Genomic DNA, 20152 nt, shown 5'->3' on the forward strand with positions numbered 1-20152 from the left:
GGGACCGCGGCCGCCGGGCTGCGGTCCCCCTGCGGTTGCCGGGACCGCCGTGTCGGAGCCCGCCGGTACATTGAGGGCATGGCTGTGACAGTGGTGTGGTTCCGCGACGATCTCCGAATCTCCGACAACCCGGCTCTCGCCGCCGCCGCGGAAAGCGGGGACGACGTCGTCGCCTGCTACATACTCGACGAGCAGACCGACGGCATCCGCCCCCTGGGAGGGGCGTCCCGCTGGTGGCTGCACCACTCCCTCGCGGCGCTGGGCGCCTCGCTCGGCGAACTGGGCATCCCCCTCGTCCTGCGGCGCGGTGCGGCCGCAGAGGTGCTGCCGGGCCTCGTGCAGGAGGCCGCTGCGCACGCCGTCGTGTGGAACCGCCGGTACGGGCTCGCCGAGCGCACCACGGACTCCTCCCTGAAGGAGTCCTTCACGGAGCAGGGCATCCGGGCGACGAGCTACCAGGCGAACCTGATGTACGAGCCGTGGGAGGTCACCTCGGGCTCGGGCGAGGCCTATCGGGTCTTCACCCCCTTCTGGCGTGCGTGCCTCGCCTACCGCACCCCGCGCAGGCCCCTGCCCGCTCCGGATGCCCTCCGCGGTCCGGCGCTCGGCTCCGACGACCTCGACGCGTGGGGGCTGCTGCCGACCACCCCCGACTGGGCGCAGGGACTCCGCGCGACGTGGACGCCCGGCGAGGCCGGGGCCCACGACCGCCTCGACGACTTCCTCGAGGACGCCGCGCACGGGTACAAGGACAACCGCGACCTCCCCGCGGTCCAGGGCACGAGCAGGCTCTCACCGCACCTGCGGTTCGGCGAGATCAGCCCCTTCGAGGTCTGGCATGCGGCGCAGGACCGCAAGGACAGCTCGACGGCGGAGGACATCCGTGTCTTCGGCTCCGAGCTGGGTTGGCGCGAATTCAGCTGGCAGCTGCTGTACTTCAATCCACAGCTCGCCACGGTCAACTACCGTCCCGAGTTCGATGCGTTCGCCTGGGAGGACTCCACGGAGAGGGAGCTGGAGGCCTGGCAGCGCGGCCGCACCGGGTATCCGCTGATCGACGCCGGGATGCGCCAGATGTGGGAGATCGGGTGGATGCACAACCGCGTGCGGATGGCGACGGCGTCGTTCCTCATCAAGAACCTCATGATCGACTGGCGCGTGGGCGAACGGTTCTTCTGGGACTGCCTCGTCGACGCCGACGCGGCGAGCAACGCCGCGAGCTGGCAATGGGTCGCGGGTTCGGGCGCCGATGCCAGTCCGTACTTCCGGATCTTCAACCCCGTCCTGCAGAGCAGGAAGTTCGACCCGCAGGGCAAGTACCTCGTCCGGTTCGTGCCGGAACTCGCGAACGCCGAGAATCTGCACGAACCGTGGAAGGGCGCCGCGCCCGGCTACCCGGAGCGCGTCGTGGACCTCAAGGAGAGCCGGCAGCGGGCCCTGAGCGCCTACAAGGCCCTGTCGGAGGGCTAGGGTCCGCCGAGAGGGGCCACTTCCCCTGGGTCGGCCTGCGAAGCTCCGGCACGGGTGCGTGCGGACCCGGAAGGGCCGGCCCGCCCGGCTTCCGATGTCCCCGGTGACCCAGGACGAACGGTCGGCGCCTCCCGCCGGACACCCGTGACAGCAAGAAGTCCGGCCCACCAGTGGTGGACCGGACTTCTCTTCGTTGCGGGGACAGGATTTGAACCTGTGACCTCTGGGTTATGAGCCCAGCGAGCTACCGAACTGCTCCACCCCGCGGCGTGTAACCAACGTTACCGGCCGCGGGGCCCAGAGGCAAATCGGGCAGGTGCCCGAACGCCTCCGGCTACTCCCCGGGGGTCCCCGAGACGCGTTCCTCGGCGTCGAGGGCCCGCTCCAGGGCGTCCTGCAGGCGGTCCTGCGCTTCGCCGTACGCAGCGAAGTCACCGGCGACGAGCGCTGCATTGCCGTCCTGGATCGCCTGGTTCGCATCATCCAGCGCGGTGCGGAGGTCGGCAGCAGGATCGCCCGTCGTCCCACCGGGCGTCCCGCCCTCGGACGGGGTCGGAGCCGGCGTCGGACTGGGCGTCGGCGTCGCTCCTCCCTCGGTGGGAGGCGTCGCCGGATCCTCGGGAGTCTCACCGACGTTCTCCTGGTCGCCCGTGGTGGCGCCGGAGCGCCCGCCGAAGACCTGGTCGAGGGCTTCGGCGAGGGTCGGCGCGAAGCCGACGTTCTCGCCGAAGCTCACGAGGACGCGTCGCAGGACGGGGAAGGACGAGCTGCCCGAGGACTGCACGTAGACGGGCTGGACGTAGGCGATGCCCCCGCCGATCGGCAGGGTCAGCAGGTTGCCGTTGATGACCTCGGACGCTCCCTGCCGCAGGAGGTTCAGCTCCTGGGAAACCTCGGTGTCGGAGTTGAACAGGTTCTGGGCCTGACCGGGCCCGACCACCGAGTCCTGGCCGGAACTGTCGAGCAGCGTCAGCCGCCCGTAGTCCTCGCTCTTGACGCCGTCCTCCCCGGTGCCGGCGTCGCCGTTGGCCGCGAGGAAGCCGTAGAGCACGTTCCTCGGGGTCTGGCCCGCGGGTACGAACGGGATGAACGGCGTGGTGAGGGAGAAGGCCGCGGTCTCCTGGTTCGGCATCTGCAGGGTCAGGTAGAACGGCGGCTGGCGGTCGGTGGCCGCCGTCGTCGTCGCCCCCTCCGACGTGGCCCCCGGGTCGGCCGGGACGTTCCAGGCCTCGCTGTTGAAGAAAAACGCGTCCGTGTCGGTGACATGGTAGCGGGCCAGCAGTTCGCGCTGGACCTTGAACAGGTCCTCCGGGTAGCGCACGTGCGCCATCAGGTCCGCGGACATGTCGCTGTACTGCTTGAGCGAGGACGGGTAGACGTTCTGCCAGGACATGAGGACGGGGTCCTGGTCGTCCCAGGCGTACAGGTCCACCGAGCCGTCGTACGCGTCGACGGTGGCCTTGACGGCGTTGCGGATGTAGTTGACCTGCTCCGCGGCCAGCGCGGTCGCGAGACCCTCCGCCGTCTGCGAGTCCTGTGTCGCCGACTCGAGTTCCTGCTCCGTCGAGTACGGGAAGTTCGCGCTGGTCGTGTAACCGTCGATGATCCACTTCACGCGGCCGTCGACGATGGCGGGGTAGCTGTTGCCGTCGAGCGTGAGGTAGGGGGCGACCTTCCGCACGCGCTCCACGGGGTCGCGGTCGTAGAGGATCTGCGACTCGCTCGTGACCTGGTTGGAGAGCAGGAGATCGGTGGACTGGAACTTCAGGGCGTACACGAGCCGGTTGAAGGGGTTGCCCACGTCCGGTCCGCCGTCCCCACTGAACGTGGTGCGGGAGTCGGTGTCCGAGTTCTCGCTCTGCGGCCTGTCGATCTCGGCGGGGGGCCGGCCCTCGGGTGCGCCGACCACCGAGTACTCGGGCGATCCCTCTCCGAAGTAGATGCGGGGCTCGTAGGTCGTGTCGTCGCCGAGCACGCCCGTGGAGGGGATGCCCGACTGCAGGAAGGACGGCCGGCCGTCCGGCTGCACGGTCGAGCCGGCAGCCGCCACCACACCGTACCCGTGCGTGTAGAAGGCGTGCTCGTTGACCCAGCCCGCGGGCACGCCGTTGGTGTCGAGCTCGCGCACGGCGATGACGGTGTCCTGTACCTCGCCGTCGATCTCGTAACGGTCGACGGCGAGCGTCTCGGGGAACTGGTAGTACTGGCGGAACTGCTGCAACTGGCTGAAGGCGTCGGACACGATGTTCGGGTCCAGCAGCCGGATGTTAGCGGTGGTCTGGCCGTCGTCATTGAGAGCGCCCGCCTCGGGCACGTCGGTGGGTGTGTAGGGCTCCACCTCGACACGGTCGAGGCCGTAGGCCTCCCGCGTCATGTTGATGTTGCGGTCGATGTACTCCCGCTCGGCGTCGAGCTCGGACGGCTGCACCTGGAAGCGCTGGACGATGGACGGGTAGACGCCGCCCGCGAGCAGTGCGGTGATGATCAGCATCGCCGTGCCGATCAGCGGCAGGCGCCACCGGCCGAGGAAGGCGGAGGCCACGAACAGGGCGGCCACGATGAGCGCCGCGACGGCCAGGATGGCCTTGGTGGGGATCACGGCGTTCACGTCGGTGTAGAGCGCGCCGGCCCAGGTGCCCTGGTTCAGCAGCGTGTCGTAGCGGTCCAGCCAGTAGTTCACGCCCTGCAGGACGAGGAAGAGCGCCGCGATGACGGCGATCTGGATGCGGGCGGCCTTCGTGGTGAACAGGCCCTTCTCCTCGAGCCGGATGCCGCCGTACAGGTAGTGGGTGAGGATCGTCGCGATCGCGCTGATGATGACGACGCTGATGAGGAAGCCCGTCACGAAGCTCAGGAACGGCAGCGTGAACATGTAGAACGCGTAGTCCATGCCGAACTCGGGATCGGGCTTGCCGAACGGCTCCTGGTTCAGGAAGAGCAGCACCTCCTGCCACTGGGACGACGCGGCCGTGCCCGCGAAGGCGCCGAAGACCACGGGGATGCCGAGCATGAGCAGGCGGCGGATCGGTTCCAGCTGAGCCTGGTAGCGGTTCAGGTTGTCCTGGATGGCGCTGTCCGGCGCGTAGATCGGCCGACTGCGGAACGCGATCCGGAGGCTCGTGTACACGGCGCCCGCCATGACGAGGAACGCCAGGATGAACAGCACGATCCGCGCCAGGTTCTCGGTGACGAACACCTCGAGGAACCCGAGCTGGTTGTACCAGAGCACGTCCGCGTACACCTGGGACAGGTAGACGAACGCGATGACGATCACCGCCACGACGATGATGGTCGGGATCAGCGGGCTGCGACGCCGGCTTGTGGCTGCACTTGCGGGGCTCGGCCTACTGCCGAACGGACGATCTGGTCCGGATGTCACATCTACCTCATCGTTAGCTGCTGCGGGTCACGATGACCGGCGGTCCGCTTCTCTCCCCGGCCCGGACCCCGGGCAGAGGACAGCGCAGTTCGGCCCTTCGTGGTTTCATTCTGCCTTGTCCACGCTCGGGCGGACCAATTAGGTTCCCGTGCACGCCTCGCGCGGCAGGGATCGTCACCGAACCGTGTCGTGCGGGCCGTCGATCCTCGCGCCTCTCCTGCCCCGCTGTCCCCTGCCCGCTGCCGGACTGCCGTCCGGCCACCGCCAGCGGTGTCAGCACGCGGGGAGTTCCCCGGAGTCCCCGCCCGCACCGAGCGTCTCGACGGCCTCGACGGCGTCGTCGAGGGTCTCCACCCGGACCACGGTCAGCCCGTCGGGGATGTTGCCGGCCACCTCGTCGCAGTTCGCGGCAGGTGCCAGGAAGAACTCGGCTCCCGCGGCGCGGGCCCCGACGAGCTTCTGCGCGATCCCGCCGATGGGGCCGACGGCGCCGACGGAATCGATCGTCCCCGTCCCGGCGAAGTGGCGTCCCCCGGTGAGATCGCCTTCCGTCAGGGTGTCGATGATTCCCAGGGCGAACATCGACCCCGCCGAGGGGCCGCCGACGTTGTCGAGCTGGATGGTCACGTCGAACGGGAAGTCGAACGTGGGCGCGAGCATGATGCCCAGCTGGTAGTCGCCCTCGGACGACTTCCGGGGCGTCACGGAGACGTCCATCGGTACGCCGTCCCGCACGATCGAGAGGGCTGCGGGAGCGCCCTCGGCCTCGTTGAGCGCCGACCGGAGCGTCGTGATGTTCTCGATCTCCTGCCCGTCGACGGAACGGAGGATGTCGCCCTCCCGGAGGATACCGTCCGCTGCGGCGTCGGGGGCGAGTCGCGCGACGGACAGCTCCTCGGTGAAGTCGATGTCCTCGTGCGCGAGCGCCGCAGCGATCGCGGACTCCTGCGAGGACGTCATCGCCACCGCGTTCTGCTCCTGCACATCGGTCGAGGTCGTCCCCTCCGGGTACACCAGCTGCTCGGGCAGGACGTTCGCGCTGGGGTCCGCCCAGGCACGGAACGTGTCGAGGATGTTCACCGCCCCGTTCGGTCCACCGCTCACGAACACCGTCGTGAGATCCAGCTGACCCGAGGGCGGGAAGCTCTCCCGGCCCTCCACCTGGATGAGGGGCCGACCGTCGACCTCGCCGATCGTGTTGAAGGTGGGCCCGGGGGTCTCGAGCACGTAGGGCGCCGGCAGCAGGACCGCTGCGGCGCAGAGCGCGACGGCGAGGCCTCCTGAAACCGCCATCGCGCGGAAGCGCGGGTCCCTGGCTTGCGTGGGCTCCTCGGGGACATAGGTCTCGACGTGGACAGGCGGCGTCACTGGTCTTCTCTCTGTAGGGCGCACTTCCATGCTGTGAGCGGGCGCCGGCGCGGGCGTCGGCACGTTCCCGGCACCCCTAGGGTAGACGCTTCCGGCGACACCGGGCTGGGGTGCCGGCTGCCTGGGCGTCCTCCTCCGGCATCTCTTTGCCCTCAGCGAACGGCTCACGCGGCGAGGGACACCGGCGAGGCCGGGCCGGTAGCGTGTTGTGCACAGCCGGCAGGCGTGGCGTAGCCCCGCCTGCCGGACCCCGAGCTACTCCCAGGACCGGTGGTATCAGTGACCAACCCATCCAATCCGTCGAACGGCGACGACGACACACCCCAGGACCCGCTGTCCGAGATGCTGGCGAAGATGTTCGGCGGCGGGGCCGGCGGCTTCGATCCGCAGGAGATCGCCCGGGCGGCCGGCCTGCCCTCCGATCCTGCGGCCATGGCCATGATGATGCAGCAGGTCCAGGCCATGTTCAGCGCGCAGAGCGAAGGCCCCGTGAACTGGCAGATGGCGCACGAGCAGGCGCGGCGCGTCGCTGCATCGGACAACGACCCCTCCGTCACCGCACTGCAGCGCCGCAGCGTCGACGAGTCCCTGAAGCTCGCCGAGATGTGGCTCGACCCCGTGACCGAGTTCCCGAGCACCGGGCAGCTGGGTCGGGCGTGGTCCCGCGCCGAATGGGTCGAGGCGACCATGACGACGTGGCGACGCCTCACCGAGCCGGTCGCGACGAGCATCGCCAAGGCACTGTCCGACGTCATCTCCGAGCAGCTGCCCGAGGAGATGAAGTCGATGATGGGCATGATGGGCGGCCCGTCCTCGATGCTCCAGAACGTCGGCGGCGCCATGTTCGGCATGCAGCTGGGCCAGGCCGTCGGCGCGCTCTCGAAGGACGTCGTGGGGTCCACGGACATCGGTGTCCCCCTCGCCGACGGGCGGATGGCGCTGCTTCCCGCCAATGTCGCGGCGTTCGGCGCCGGCCTCGATGTCCCCGAGCAGGAGGTGCAGCTCTTCCTCGCCGTGCGCGAGGCGGCCCACGTGCGCCTGTTCACCCACATCCCGTGGCTCACCGGACATCTGCTCGGCAGCATCGAGCGGTACGCGAGGGGCATCCACATCGACATGGGCAAGATCGAGGAGGCCGCGCGCGACATCGATCCGACCAATCCCGAGAGCCTGCAGGGTGCGCTCTCGCAGGGCGTGTTCATGCCGGAGCGCACGCCCGAGCAGGACGCCGCGCTCGTGCGGCTCGAGACGACGCTCGCCCTCGTGGAGGGCTGGGTGGATGAGGTGACGGCGGCGGCCGCGGCGAACCTGCCGTCGGCCGGGGCCCTGCGCGAGATGGTCCGCCGACGGCGGGCGACCGGCGGTCCCGCGGAGCACGCGTTCGCGGCGCTCGTCGGTCTGGAGCTGCGCCCGCGCAGGCTGCGCGACGCGGCCGCGCTGTGGGCGCTCCTGCTCGAGGAGCGGGGGGCCGAGGGGCGCGATGCCCTGTGGCAGCACCCGGATCTCCTGCCCACCGCCGAGGACCTCGACGATCCCGCCGGTTTCACCGAGCGCCGGAAACTGATCGAGTCCTCCGACGCCGACGTCGACGCCGCCCTCCAGCGGCTCCTCGCCGGGGATTTCGAGCAGGGCGGCGACGCTGCCGCCGATGACGCCCCGGCCGACGGCGGGACTCCTCCTGCAGCCTCCGGCGACGCCCCGGCCGATGACGGGACTCCTCCTGCAGCCGGCGACGACGATCCGGACGCCGGCCGTCCCGGCCCGGACGGCAACAAGGCCGGCTGAGCCGCGGGGGCGCCCCTGCCGGGTTTCTGGGCCGATGCCCGGGAGCGGTATGCGCGCCTAGAGCTCGTCCGGGTGGCCCATGAGATTGCGGTGGGCGGCGAAGGCTGCGCCGTCGAGGAAGGCCTTCGCCGTCTCCGTGCGCGGATAGGACGCGAGCAGAGCCCAGAACACCGCATTGTGGGAGGGCTCGATGAGGTGCGCCATCTCGTGCAGGATCACGTAGTCGACGACCCACTCGGGCATGCCCTGCAGCCGGTGCGACAGCCGGATGGACCTGTATGCCGGCGTCGCGGAGGCCCAGCGGGAGTTCTGGTTGGTGACCCAGCCGATCGTCGAGGGCACACCCCTGCCACCCAGGTACTCGCGGGCCAGCCGCTCGGCCCGCTGCAGGAGCGCGGGTACGGGCTGGTCGTCGGTGATCGCCGGCGCCTCGAGGTACTTCTCGGACATCCGCGCCGTCATCCGCTCCACCCAGTGGCGTTCCTGACCGGCCGAGAAGTGGCCGGGGATGGAGATCCTGATGACGCCGTCCCTGATGTCCGCGCTGACCGTCCTCTTGCGCCGCGCGGAGCGGCGCACCTCCACGGGCAGCCGCGCCGGGCCCGGCGGGCCCGGCTCAGGCACTGTCGGCCAGGATGCCGAGCACCGCTTCGCCGTAGCGCTCGAGCTTCGCGGAACCGATCCCTGCGAGGCCGCCGAGTTCGTCGAGCGTCTGAGGTCTGGCCTCGGCGATCGCCACGAGCGTCGCATCCGTGAACACGACGAACGCGGGCACGTCCTTCTCCCGGGCCTCCGTGCGCCGCCACTCCCGGAGCGCTTCGAACGTCTCCTCCTGGTAGCTCGCGGGGCAGTCGCTGCAGCGTCCGATCTTGCGCTCCGAGCCGGTGAGGAGCGGGCGCTTGCACACGCGGCAGACGGCGGGCGCCGACGACTTGCGGTCGGCCTTCGCGCGCGGCTGGCGGAAGGCGGCCTGTCCCGTCCCCGCGGGACGCAGCGGGTCGAGGAAACGGGAGGGCTTCCTGCTCGCCCGGCCCCCCGGGGAGCGCGAGGTGGACCAGGAGAGCGAGAGGTGGATCCGGGCACGGGTGATGCCGACGTACAGCAGCCGACGTTCCTCGTCGATGGCCTCCTGCGTGTCGGCGAACGAGATGGGCATGAGCCCCTCGCTCAGGCCGACGAGGAAGACGGCGTCCCACTCGAGCCCCTTGGCCGAGTGCAGTGACGCGAGGGTCACGCCCTGGACCGTCGGGGCGTGCTGGGATGCGGCCCGCTCCTCGAGTTCGGCGACGAACATCTGGAGCGTGAAGGCCTCGGCGCCGCGGACCCTGTTGAGCTCGTCCGCCAGCCCGACGAGGGCCGCGAGCGACTCCCACTTCTCGCGGACCGCCCCGGAGTTCTGCGGTGCCACCGAGGTGTAGCCGAGCGAGGCGAGGACGTCGCGCACCTGCTGGGGCACGTTGGCGTCGCCCTGCGTGCGCGCCGCGGCCCGGAGCTGCAGCAGCGCGTCGCGGACCTCGCGGCGCTGGAAGAACCGCTCCCCGCCGCGGAGCTGGTAGCCGATGCCGGCACTGGCGAGGGCCTGCTCGTAGGCCTCCGACTGTCCGTTCGTGCGGTAGAGGATCGCGATCTCGCTCGCCTTGACGCCCTGGTTCAGCAGGGCGCCGATGCGCCGCGCGCATTCCGCGGCCTCGGCCTCGTCGTCGGTGCACTCGGTGAAGACGGGCTCGGGCCCGGCGGCGCGCTGCGCGATCAGCTCCAGCGGCGCGGACCACGTGGTGCTGACGGCCCGCCGGTCGGCGTCCTCGCCCCTCGCTGCCAGGAGGGTGTTCGCGGCGCGGACGACCTGCGGCGTGGACCGGTAGTCGCGCACCAGCCTCACCACCTGCGCGCCCTCGTAGCGCTTGGTGAAGTCGAGCAGGTGCCGCGACGTCGCGCCGGTGAACGAGTAGATGGTCTGGCTCGCATCCCCGACCACGCACAGTTCGCGGCGCTCGCCCAGCCAGAGGTCGAGCAGGCGCTGCTGGAGCGGCGAGACGTCCTGGTACTCGTCGACGACGAAGTGGCGGTACTGCGCCCGCACGGCCGCCGCCACCTTCTCGTCCTCCTCGAGGATGGCCACCGTGGTCAGCAGCACGTCCTCGAAGTCGATCAGGTTGCGGTCGATCTTGAGGTCCTCGTAGGCCGAGAAGATCCGGGACACCGACACGAGGTCCATGCCCGCGGGCTCCGCGCGGCCTGCCGCCGCGGCGGCGTATCCGTCCGGCGTCAGCATCGAGACCTTCGCCCACTCGATCTCCGCCGCGACGTCCCGGATGGCGGCGCGGTCCGTGGTCAGCCGCAACCGCCGCGCCGACTCGGCGATGAGCTGGGCCTTGTGGTCGACCAGCGCCGGGAGCGGCCCGCCGACGGCCTGCGGCCAGAAGTACTGCAGTTGCCGGAGCGCTGCGGCGTGGAAGGTCCGGGCCTGCACCCCGCCCGCTCCGAGGTCGCGGAGGCGCGTGCGCATCTCCGCGGCCGCACGGGCGGTGAAGGTCACGGCGAGCACCTGCTGCGGCTTGTAGACGCCGGTGTGCACGCCGTACGCGATGCGGTGGGTGATCGCGCGGGTCTTGCCGGTCCCGGCTCCCGCGAGGACGCAGAGCGGGCCCGTGAGGGTGCTCGCCACGGTGCGCTGTTCGTCGTCGAGCCCTTCGAGGATGCTGTCCTCGAGCAGAATCCCGGTCATCAGGGGCGCGCCTCCGATGGCTGCTCGTCCAGTGGTCCGCCGTACCAGCGCTCGATGAGCGCACGCGCGATCGAGATACCGCCCGCGACGGTGATCGTCCCGTCCCGCACCTCGGTGAACAGCTGCTCGCGCGTGAACCACCGCACGGATCGTATCTCCACGAGGTCGGGTACGGCGTCGGTGCTGACGGCCCGGGCGGTGAAGCCGAGCATCAGCGACGCCGGGAAGGGCCAGGGCTGGGACCCGAGATACTCCGGGGACTGGACCTCGATGCCGGATTCCTCCGCCACCTCGCGGATGACCGCGGCCTCGAGCGACTCCCCCGGCTCGACGAACCCGGCGAGGGTGGAGTAGCGGCCCTCGGGCCACGCTGCCGCGGAGCCGAGGAGCAGGCGGTCGTCGTCGTCGACCACGGAGACGATGATCGCGGCGTCGGTGCGCGGGTAGTGCTGCGAGCCGTCCGCCGGGCACTGCCGCACCCAGCCGGCGTCGCGGACCTCGGTGAGGGTGCCGCACCGGGGACAGTGGGTGTGCGTCGCGTGCCAGTTCGCGATGGCGGCGGCCTCGACGAAGAGCCCGGCGTCGCGGGCGTCGAGCGACGCGGCGATATCGCGCAGGCCCAGCCACTGGTCGAGGGGTGCCACCGCGGGGTCCTCCGCGTCGAGGACGGCGAGGACCACGGTCCTGCCGGCGTCGGCGGCTCCCTCGTTGACCCGTCCGAGGTAGACGAGCAGTTCGGGCCGTTCCAGCTCGGAGGGCGCGAGGAGCCGCAGCGCCGTCCCCTCCACCGGTGCCTTCCCGCGGGCCAGGACCAGGACCTTCGTCTCGTCCGAGGCCCAGAACCCCTCGAGGAGGCTTTCAGTGGTCCTCGCGTCGCCGTCCCGGTCGGAATCCGCGCGCGAGAGCGGCAGCGATCCGAGGGGAGGCAGCACAAGGGTCCGGAGGGGTTCGGTCATGGTTCTACGGTACGTTCTCGCTCTCCCAAAACCCATTCCGATCGGAGCCCGTGGAGGAGCAGTGCAGGCCCGAAGACGAGTAGTCCATCTGGCGACGCGCCGCACTCCAACTGGGCGGTCGGAACGGGGACGCCCTACGGTGGAACTTGTGAAACGGACACCCATGGAACTTGCTGCCATCGCAAGCGCCGCTGTACCCGGCCTGGCCCCTACGGGCGTCGCCGGTACGCCCGACGACGCTGCGGATTTCGATTCCGCCCTGCTGGTCGACGATGCGGGCAAGCAGTGGAGGGTCCGCTCGCCGAGACATGCCGAGGCCAGCATGCGGCTCGAGACGGAGTTGCAGGCACTCCGCGCCTTCACGCCCGCGGTCAAGGCTGAACTGCCCTTCCTCATCCCGCACATGGCGGGCAGCGTACGGCAGGGGGAGCTCAGCACGTTCGTGTACTCCCACCTCACCGGGATCACCCGCCCCCTGGAAGCACTGACGGCAGGCGGTCCGCCGATGGCGCGTGAGCTCGGGCGCGTCCTCGCCGCGATCCACGAATTGCCGAAGGACATGGTCCAGCGCGCCGACCTGCCCAGCTACGAGGCCAACGAGTACCGCCAGAGGAAGCTGAACGAGCTGGACCAGGCGGCCACCACCGGCAGGATCCCCGCGATCCTGCTGCGCCGCTGGGAGCACGCCCTCGAGGACGTGACGCTGTGGCGGTTCAGCCCGACGGTGGTCCATGGCGACCTCCATGAGGACCACCTGCTCGTCTCCGCGGGCCGGGTGTCCGCTGTGACCGGCTGGACCGACCTGTGCGTCGGCGATCCGGCCGAGGACTTCGCCTGGCTCGCCGCCGCCGAGGACACGGCCTTCGTCGACGCCGTCCACGAAGCCTATGCCGGCGCCCGGACGACCGCCGTCGATCCCCACCTCTCGCGCCGCGCAGCGCTGGCCGCCGAGTTCGCCCTCGCCCAGTGGCTGGTGCGCGGGGTGGCTCTCGAGGATGCCGGGATGATCCGTGAGGCGGAAGGCATGCTCGCCACGCTCGAGGCGGACGTGGAGTCCATCGAACGCGAACAGCACGAGGCCGCCGAGCGTGCGCGCCTCGCCCACGAGGAGCGCCTCGCGTGGGGCGACGAGCTGGGGACCGACACCTACGGTCGCGAGGTCGACGGGCTGCACGATGGCGGGGCGCACTCGGAGGCCTTCCCCGGTCCTGTCGGAGGCCCGGCCGATCCCACCCCTGGAACGTCCGCTCAGGTTTCGGCGGCGCAGCGCGAGCACGGCGCGACGCCTGTCGGCGCGGGGACCGACGACGACCGTGCCGCGAGGACCGGCAGCTATGCGTACGACCCGGACAATCCCGGCGGTCAGCGGTCCCACCGCCTGCCCGACGGCAGCCCCGTGCAGCCGACGGGCCACGCCGCGGAGACCGGCCCCCGGCGTGACGACGACCACGGGACCGCCTCGGGCTCGTCCCTCGCCTATGCGCGCCTGACGGCGGGTCGCCAGCGATCCGCGCCGGCTTCCTCGAAGGTGACCCTGCTGCGGACCACCGAGCAGTCGGCCGGTTCGCCGGACGACGTGGCGACCTCGGCCCTGCCGATCGTCTCGTTCGGCAGCTGACAGCCCTGTACGGTCCGGGGAATGCCCGGGACAGCGACTTCAGTCCGCGACTTCAGCCCGCCACGGCGTCCGCTGCGCGGATGATCTCCTCGAGCTCCGCCGCGTCGGCGAGATCGTGGGGCCGCACCACGAGGTTGTCCGCGACGTAGAAGAAGGCGGCCCGCACCTTCTCGAGTGGGACGTCCTTCAGGCGTGACCAGGCCAGACGGTAGACCGCGAGCTGGACGGCCTTCGCCGCGCGCCGGTCGGGAGCGGGAGGACGGCCCGTCTTCCAGTCGATGAGGTCCCAGCCGCCGTCGGCGTCCCGGAACACGGCGTCGATCCGGCCGCGCACCACGATGCTGCCGATCCTCGTCTCGATCGGTGCCTCGATGGCCGCCGGTTCGCGCAGCGCCCACTCGGACTGCTCGAAGATAGCCGCCATGTCCTTGAGCCCGAGCGTCTCGTCCACGTAGGCGTCCGCCCCTCCCGGGTACTCACCGAGGTCGAGCATGCCGCTGGATCCGTAGAACTCCTCGATCCAGGCGTGGAAGGCGGTACCCTTGCGGGCTGCCGAGCCGGGGCGCCGTGGCAGGGGTCGCCGCAGCTGCTGCATCACGGCGCCCGGGTCCTCGCGCAGCTCCACCAGCGTGGAGGCCGAGATGTGCGAGGGCAGCGCCAGCGGCAGCCGCTCGCGCTCGCGCGCCTGTCGGGCCAGTGCGAGGCGCACCTCGCGGCCCCAGCGGCCGCCGTCCGGGTCGGCCTGCGCCGCGGGTGCTGCCGCCTGCTCGAGGACGGCCTGCGCCGCCCGTTCCATCGAGGCGCGGCGGGGGCCCAGCGGGTCGAAGGGCCAGGTGGCTCGCTCGGGGCTCGCGTTCGCGGGGTTGGAGTCCCCCTCGTCCTCCTCCCGGACCCAGTGCGGCGCGGAGAAGCCGTCGGTACCTGCCTCGGTGAGGCGCACCAGGTCCGTGAGGTAGCCGGATGCGCCGTACGGCCGCGACCGGCCTCCGCCCCACGCCGACGAGGTGCAGACGAGCGCATGTTTGGCGCGGGTGAACGCGACATAGGCCAGCCGCCGTTCCTCGCGCTCCGCGTGGGCCCTCGCCTCGCCCGTGAACTCCTTCTCGCTGGCCAGCCATTCCTTCTGGTCCTGCTGCTCCCAGTCCCACTGGGGCAGCTCGGCGGCGTCGCCGCGCAGGGGCCACGGGATGGACGCGTCGCCGCTGCTCCAACGTGAGTCCTTGCCGCTGGGGAACGACCCCTCGTTGAGCCCCGGCACGAAGACGACATCCCACTCGAGTCCCTTCGAGGCGTGGACCGTCAGGAGCTGCACGGCATCCCTGCTCGCCTCGAGCTGCGTCACGGGCAGCCCGTCCTCCTCCTGGTCCGCGGCTTCCAGCCAGGCCAGGAACGCCGGCAGGTCGACCCGCTCGGCGGTGGACACGAACCCTGCGACGGCCTCCGTGAAGGCGTCGAGGTTCCGGCGGGCCTCGTGGATGCTCACCCCCGGCTTGGCCGCCACCTCGATGTCCAGCAGGATGGTGCGCTCGACCTCCCCGATCATGGTGCCGAGATCGTCGCCGACGAAGCCGCGGAGGCTCCTCAGCTCGCGTCGGAGCGCGTCGAGGCGCCGCCGGGCCTCGTCGCTCAGCGACCGGCCGGACGAGGACACCCAGCCCGCGGGCGGCAGGTGGTCGACGGCCTCGACCAGACTGCCCGCCTCCGCGAGGTCGGGGGCGACGACGGCGTCGGCCGCCTGCTCGTGGTCGAGCTCCTCCCCCTGGTGGGCGCCGCGGCGGAACGCGGCCTCCCGCGTCCGCGCGAGCTGCCGGGACCAGTCGCCGAGAGCCATGAGGTCCGCCGGTCCGAGGCGCCAGCGCGCACCCGAGAGCAGCCTCAGCATCGCGTCCGAACGGTCGGGGTCGCCGAGCACCCTCAGAGTGGCCAGCAGGTCGACGATCTCGGGGGTGCGCAGCAGCCCGCCGAGGCCGACGATTTGCACGGGCACACCCACGCGTTCCAGTTCGCGTCGGATCGGATCGAACTGCTTGCGCCCCCGGCAAAGCACGGCCATCGTCGGTCGCAGCGGGTCACCGGCGTCGTCGGCCTCGAAGCTGCGCCGTCGCTGCCGGAGGATCTCCCGCGCGATCGCCTCGGCCTCGCTCAAGGCGGAGATGCGGCCTCCCTCACGCCCTCCGTCGTGCGCTCCCTCGTGCACTCCGCCGGCGTTGCCGACCGGTGCGTCGGTGAGGAAACGCCCGAGCATCACGGTCCCGAGTGGTGCTCCGGGACGCGCCACGAGCCCGGGGACCTGCTGGACCGGGGTGTTGCGGAGCCACGACGCCGGTACGTTCAGGGGCGCGGACACCGTGTTCGCCGCCTCGAGGATGGAGGTCGCGTTCCGCCAGGCGACCGACAGGTGGGCGACCTGCGACGGGGCGCGACCGGTGTCGCCCACCGTCGGGAACGCCGTGCGGAAGGTGGCCAGCTGGCCTGCCGACGCTCCACGGAAGCCGTAGATGGACTGGTGCGGGTCACCGACCGCCGTGACGGAGCGCCCGTCGGCGAACAGGCGCGAGAACAGCACCATCTGCGCGTGGGAGGTGTCCTGGAACTCGTCCAGCAGCACCACCCTGTACTTCTCGCGTTCCATCCGGCCCGCTTCGGGGATGTCCCGGGCGATCCTGGCCGCGAGGGACACGAGGTCACCGAAGTCGAGCTGCCGGCGCGCGAGCTTCGCCGCGGCGTAGCGTTCGACGAGCTCGGTGACGGTGATGCGGGTGCGCAGCTTGTCGAGGAGTCTGGCCGCGTCCTGGGTGGTGGGTTTCGCGGACCCCGCGACGTACGACAGGGAGGTCACGTACTCGATGTGGCGGCGGAGCTCGTCCCGGACGGCCGCGGGGCTGACGAGGTGCTCGGCGCACTCCCCCGCCATGTCGAGCACGGCTTTCACGAGCGTGCTCTTCGCCGCCGTGAAGTGTTCCCACTCGCCGTCGTGAGTCTCGACCACGGTGTGGGCGAGCTGCCAGGACTGGGCTGTGCCGAGCATGACCGAGTCCCGTTCGACGCCGATGCGCAGCCCGTAGTCCTGCACGATGCCGTTGGCGAAGGAGTGGTAGGTGGAGATGGCCGGGTCGAGCCGGTCGAGGGAATCCCCACCGGCCGGGGTGGCGTCCCGTTCCAGCGCAGCGTAGAGCTGGGCGAGGCGCTGCCGGACGCGCGAGGCGAGCTCACCGGCCGCCTTGCGGGTGAAGGTCACGCCGAGGATCTGCTCGGGGCGCACGAGCTCGTTCGCGACGAGCCACACGACCCGGTCGGCCATCGTCCGGGTCTTCCCGGACCCGGCGCCGGCGATGACGAGGAGCGGTTCCAGCGGTGCCTCGATCACGCGCGCCTGGTCCTCGGTGGGGTACTGCACGGGGGAGCCGGGCTCCGAGTGCAGCAGCTCCGCGAGCTCGCGGGCAGAATACCGGGCGGAGTGCCGGGCGGGCTCTCGGGCGGTATCCGTTCCCGCTGTCACTGGGTCACCTGCTTGCCTTCTTCGCACAGCGGGCAGATCTCGGGCAGGCGGCAGCCGCTGCCGCCGAACCCGGATCGCCGTGGATCGTGGATGGTGTCGAACGTCGCGGCGGCGATGAGCGCCGCGGCGTCCTCGATCATGGTCCGCGCCCAGGTGTCCTCCGGGCCGACCGGGGGTTGCTCCTGGACGGAGACCCCCTTGGAGTCCTTCCCCAGCTGGACGAGCGACGCCCCGCCGGGAATCCCGGGCGCCCCGGACGCCTCGACCGTCGCGGTCCCGTCGGCGGCGTCCTGCACGGCGTCCTGCACGGCACCCTCGGCCACGGCGGCCTGGTAGGCGGCGAGCTGCGGGTGCCGCGCGATCTCCGGCGCGGTCGGCGCGCTCTTGCCCGTCTTCAGGTCGACGACGACGAACCGGCCCTCCGCGTCGATCTCGAGCCGGTCGATCTGGCCGCGCAGCCGTGCGATACGCTCTGCCCCGCCGAGCCGGACGTCGAGGTCCACGGAGAAGTCGACTTCCGTGGCAGCCAGGGTCCGCCCGGCCTTCCGCATCGACAGCACGTACGCGGCGAGCTTGCGCACCATGCCCTCGGCGCGCCGGAAGTCGGCCCGCCCCTCCCAGGTGTCGCGGATCCCGAGCTGCGGCCAGCGTCGCTCCAGTTCGCGGACGTACTCGTTGCCGGTGGCGTCGGGGAGGTCCTGTGCGATCTGGTGCACGAGGGTGCCGAGCGACCGCGCGAAGTCGGTGGTCCGCTCGCCTCCGGCTGCGGAGACGAACCAGCTCAGGGGCGAGGTGAGCACGGACTCGACCTTGGAGGGTGACACGGGCACGGGCTGGTCCGGCGGCACCACGGGTTCCTCGCTGCTCATGGAGAGCACCCCCCACCACTGCGCCGGGTGGGCGCCGGGTACCGGCGGTTCGAGGACGGCCATGCGGCCTAGGTGCTGGACGGCCTCGCGGGAGAGGGCCGGGTTGGTCTGCGGGTCCTGCGCGAACTTGCGCAGCTCGGCGACCAGCGCGCGGAGCGTCACCGGCCGCAGGACCTCCGTGCGCGGACGCTCCGGCACGCCGGCGGGCAGGGGGTCGAGCACGTCGAGGAACTGGGACGCCTGTTCGTCCTGCGAGGAGACGGCGCAGCAGACGAGCTCCTCGGTGGCCCGGGAGACTGCGAGCGAGAAGGTCCGCAGCTCGTCGAAGCGGATGTCCTGCAGCAGTGACACCGGGTCCCGGGTGCTGCGGAAGGACTCGCCGTGGTCGAGCAGGGCACGGAGCTCCCCGGACCCGAGGAGCTCACCGCGCAGCCGGAGGTTCGGCCAGACGCCGTCCTGCACCCCCGCGACGATCACGAGCGGCCAGTGACGGCCGGCGGCGCTCGCGGGTGTGAGCACCGACACGGAGGCGTGGCGCGTGGTGCGCTGCGTCAGCGTGTCCATCGGGATGTCCTGGCTGAGGATGTAGTCGAGGAACAGCTCGGGATCGGCCCCGGGCATCTGCTCGACGAAGCGCTCGGCCGTGGTGAACAGCGCCATCATCGCGTCCAGGTCCCGGTCCGCGCGCGCGGATGAGGGACCCTCGGACACCGCCGCGGACGACCACTGCTGGGCCAGCCCGGACGCCGACCACAGCGCCCAGAGGACCGTCTCCGGATCCCTGCCCGGATCGGCGATCGCGGCCCGGGCGGCCTCCAGCATGCGGTGCAGCCGGCGGACGGGGGCGCCCTCCGACGGGAGCGCGGCGATCTCCTCGGGAGCCGAGAACAGGGCCGCGAGGAGTTCGTCGCTCGTGCGGCCTCCGCCCTGCTGCAGCTCCGTGCGGCGCAGGATCTGGCGGAGCCGGCGGAGGTCCAGGCTGCCCGCTCCGCCGATCCTCGAGGTGAGGAGCGAGATGCACAGCTCCGTATCGAGCTCCGCCCGGCCCACGACGACGGCGTAGAGGTCGAGCAGGGGCCGCACGGCGGGTTCCTCGCGGATGGCGGTTTCCGCGGCCGGGACGTTCACGGCGATCCCCTGCGCGGTCAGGAAGCGCTGCACGGCACTCACCTGGGCCCCGTTGCGCACGATCACCGCCATGTCGTCGAGGCTCCGTCCGCCGAACAGGTGGGACTCCAGCACCCGCTGGGTGATGAACCTCTGCTCGTGGAAGACGCTGTCGAGCACGTGGGCCGACACGACCGGCCGCCGGACCTGCTCCCCGTCGTCCCGGCCGTCGTCCCGGCCGTCGTCCTGCCCGTCGTCATGCCCGCGCCCGGGGGCACCCTGGGGTACGCGGTAGGCGGTGCTGACGCCGGTGGTGGAGATCCGCGCGGCCACGTTCCCCCACGCCTCCGCGAGCCGCTCCCCCATGGTCAGGGAGGCGGGCAGCGTCACCGTGGTCAGCCCCTCACCCCGGCGGAACAGGGTGGAGAGCCGTCCGGTGAGCTCGGGGCGTGCGCCGCGGAAACCCTGCGCCACGGTGTCGGGGCAGGAGGTGACGACGACGTCGTTGCCGGTGCCGATGAGTCCCAGCAGTGCGTGGACGGCGGGGTTCGCCTCCTGGTAGTCGTCGACCAGGACGAGTTGCAGCCGCTCGCGTTCCTGGTCGAGGAAGTCCCGGTCGGTCTCCAGGATCTCCCGGGCAGCCGTGAGGATACCCGCCGGATCGAAGGCCTCGGGCATCCTGAGGTCGAGGACGTCGCGGTACTCGCGGTACAGCGCCGCTGCCGCCACCCAGTCCGGGCGGTCGAAGCGGCGCCCCCACTCCGCGAGGTCCTCGGCCGACACCCCGTACTCGCTCACGCGGTCGAACAGATCGCGGATCTCCTGCCGGAACCCGCGGGTGGGCAGCGCCAGGGCGAGGCTCGACGGCCACTCGGGGGACGCGGCGCCGTCGCGTCCGTGCCCGGAGAGGAGCTCCTTGATGATGAGGTCCTGCTCGGCGCCGGCGAGGAGCCTCGGCGGACGCGTGATCAGGGGCGTGCGTCCCTCGGCCCTGGCCCGGCGGATGAGGTCGAAGGCGTAGGAGGACCACGTGCGCGCGGGCGCCGTGCTGATGCTGCGGTCGAGCTTGGCGGTGAGGTCGTCCCTGAGCCGGGTGGCAGCAGCACGGGTCGGCGCGAGGAGCAGCAGCCCGTCGGGAACCACCGCCCCCGCCTCGATGCGCCGGACGGCGAGGTCCGTGAGCAGGGAGGACTTCCCGCTGCCGGGGGCGCCGAGGACGAGGACCTGGCCGGCGATGTTCTCCAGCGACGCGAGGACGGCGTCGTACCCCCGGGCGTGCGACGGCATGCCCGCGGGAGGGCCGCCGGCCGCGGTCGTCGGGGCGTCGTGAAGAGTGCTGGTCATGCCTTAAGACCATCACATGCCACGGACAATCG

Annotated in this window: 10 protein-coding genes and 1 tRNA gene; 3 read left to right on the forward strand and 8 right to left on the reverse strand. The window is 71.4% G+C overall.

All coding sequences use genetic code 11. The annotated features are described in order from the left end of the window. The first annotated feature begins 78 nt into the window (after window positions 1-78). A complete protein-coding gene (locus tag AC4D2O_RS12395) occupies window positions 79-1470 on the forward strand; it encodes a cryptochrome/photolyase family protein (RefSeq protein ID WP_490907663.1) in 1392 nt (463 codons plus the stop codon). A gap of 193 nt (window positions 1471-1663) precedes the next feature. Here AC4D2O_RS12395 and AC4D2O_RS12400 read toward each other — a convergent pair. The 3 genes from AC4D2O_RS12400 to AC4D2O_RS12410 all read right to left on the reverse strand — a co-directional run bounded on the left by AC4D2O_RS12400 (window position 1664) and on the right by AC4D2O_RS12410 (window position 6217). Then, window positions 1664-1737: transfer RNA gene (locus AC4D2O_RS12400), tRNA-Met, on the reverse strand. Between the two features lie 67 nt (window positions 1738-1804). Next, window positions 1805-4771, reverse strand: a complete 2967-nt coding sequence (locus tag AC4D2O_RS12405) for a UPF0182 family membrane protein (protein ID WP_490907839.1) — start codon at window positions 4769-4771, stop codon at window positions 1805-1807. Window positions 4772-5122: 351 nt separating this feature from the next. Continuing rightward, entirely contained in the window at window positions 5123-6217 is a 1095-nt protein-coding gene (locus tag AC4D2O_RS12410) for a YlbL family protein (protein ID WP_490907664.1), read from the reverse strand. A gap of 342 nt (window positions 6218-6559) precedes the next feature. On the opposite strand from AC4D2O_RS12410, the gene AC4D2O_RS12415 reads away from it, so the two are divergent. Beyond that, window positions 6560-8002, forward strand: coding sequence for a zinc-dependent metalloprotease (locus AC4D2O_RS12415; protein ID WP_490907840.1), 1443 nt, complete (start codon window positions 6560-6562; stop codon window positions 8000-8002). A 57-nt stretch (window positions 8003-8059) separates the two neighbouring features. Here the strand turns inward: AC4D2O_RS12415 and AC4D2O_RS12420 are convergent, their stop codons facing one another. The 3 genes from AC4D2O_RS12420 to nudC are packed head-to-tail and all read right to left on the reverse strand — an operon-like array spanning window position 8060 to window position 11683. Beyond that, window positions 8060-8626 (reverse strand): M48 metallopeptidase family protein, encoded by a 567-nt coding sequence (locus tag AC4D2O_RS12420; RefSeq protein ID WP_490907665.1) that lies wholly within the window; start codon window positions 8624-8626, stop codon window positions 8060-8062. Further along, window positions 8619-10727: an ATP-dependent DNA helicase UvrD2 gene (locus tag AC4D2O_RS12425; protein WP_490907666.1), complete on the reverse strand. Its 2109-nt coding sequence runs from the start codon at window positions 10725-10727 to the stop codon at window positions 8619-8621. Before AC4D2O_RS12425 ends, AC4D2O_RS12420 begins: the two co-directional genes overlap by 8 nt. Beyond that, window positions 10727-11683 carry an NAD(+) diphosphatase gene (gene nudC / locus AC4D2O_RS12430; RefSeq protein ID WP_490907667.1) on the reverse strand — a complete coding sequence of 319 codons (957 nt, stop codon included), beginning with the start codon at window positions 11681-11683 and terminating at the stop codon, window positions 10727-10729. The genes AC4D2O_RS12425 and nudC overlap by 1 nt, the downstream gene beginning before the upstream one ends. 163 nt (window positions 11684-11846) lie before the next feature. Here nudC and AC4D2O_RS12435 point away from each other — a divergent pair, with 163 nt between their 5' ends. After that, window positions 11847-13301, forward strand: coding sequence for a macrolide 2'-phosphotransferase (locus tag AC4D2O_RS12435; RefSeq protein ID WP_490907668.1), 1455 nt, complete (start codon window positions 11847-11849; stop codon window positions 13299-13301). A 52-nt stretch (window positions 13302-13353) separates the two neighbouring features. Here the strand turns inward: AC4D2O_RS12435 and AC4D2O_RS12440 are convergent, their stop codons facing one another. Further along, complete coding sequence (locus tag AC4D2O_RS12440; protein WP_490907669.1) at window positions 13354-16800, reverse strand: ATP-dependent helicase; 3447 nt, start codon at window positions 16798-16800, stop codon at window positions 13354-13356. Next, complete coding sequence (locus tag AC4D2O_RS12445) at window positions 16797-20120, reverse strand: ATP-dependent helicase (protein ID WP_490907670.1); 3324 nt, start codon at window positions 20118-20120, stop codon at window positions 16797-16799. Before AC4D2O_RS12445 ends, AC4D2O_RS12440 begins: the two co-directional genes overlap by 4 nt. Window positions 20121-20152: the final 32 nt, after the last annotated feature.

The organism is Arthrobacter sp. TJ-238, assembly GCF_058269215.1.

Bases quoted from the DNA above. Each gene is read 5' to 3' on its own strand.
- AC4D2O_RS12395 (WP_490907663.1), top strand. From the start codon at position 79: ATGGCTGTGACAGTGGTGTGGTTCCGCGACGATCTCCGAATCTCCGAC.
- AC4D2O_RS12415 (WP_490907840.1), top strand. From the start codon at position 6,560: ATGCTGGCGAAGATGTTCGGCGGCGGGGCCGGCGGCTTCGATCCGCAG.
- AC4D2O_RS12425 (WP_490907666.1), bottom strand. From the start codon at position 10,727: ATGACCGGGATTCTGCTCGAGGACAGCATCCTCGAAGGGCTCGACGAC.
- nudC (WP_490907667.1), bottom strand. From the start codon at position 11,683: ATGACCGAACCCCTCCGGACCCTTGTGCTGCCTCCCCTCGGATCGCTG.
- AC4D2O_RS12435 (WP_490907668.1), top strand. From the start codon at position 11,847: ATGGAACTTGCTGCCATCGCAAGCGCCGCTGTACCCGGCCTGGCCCCT.
- AC4D2O_RS12445 (WP_490907670.1), bottom strand. From the start codon at position 20,120: ATGACCAGCACTCTTCACGACGCCCCGACGACCGCGGCCGGCGGCCCT.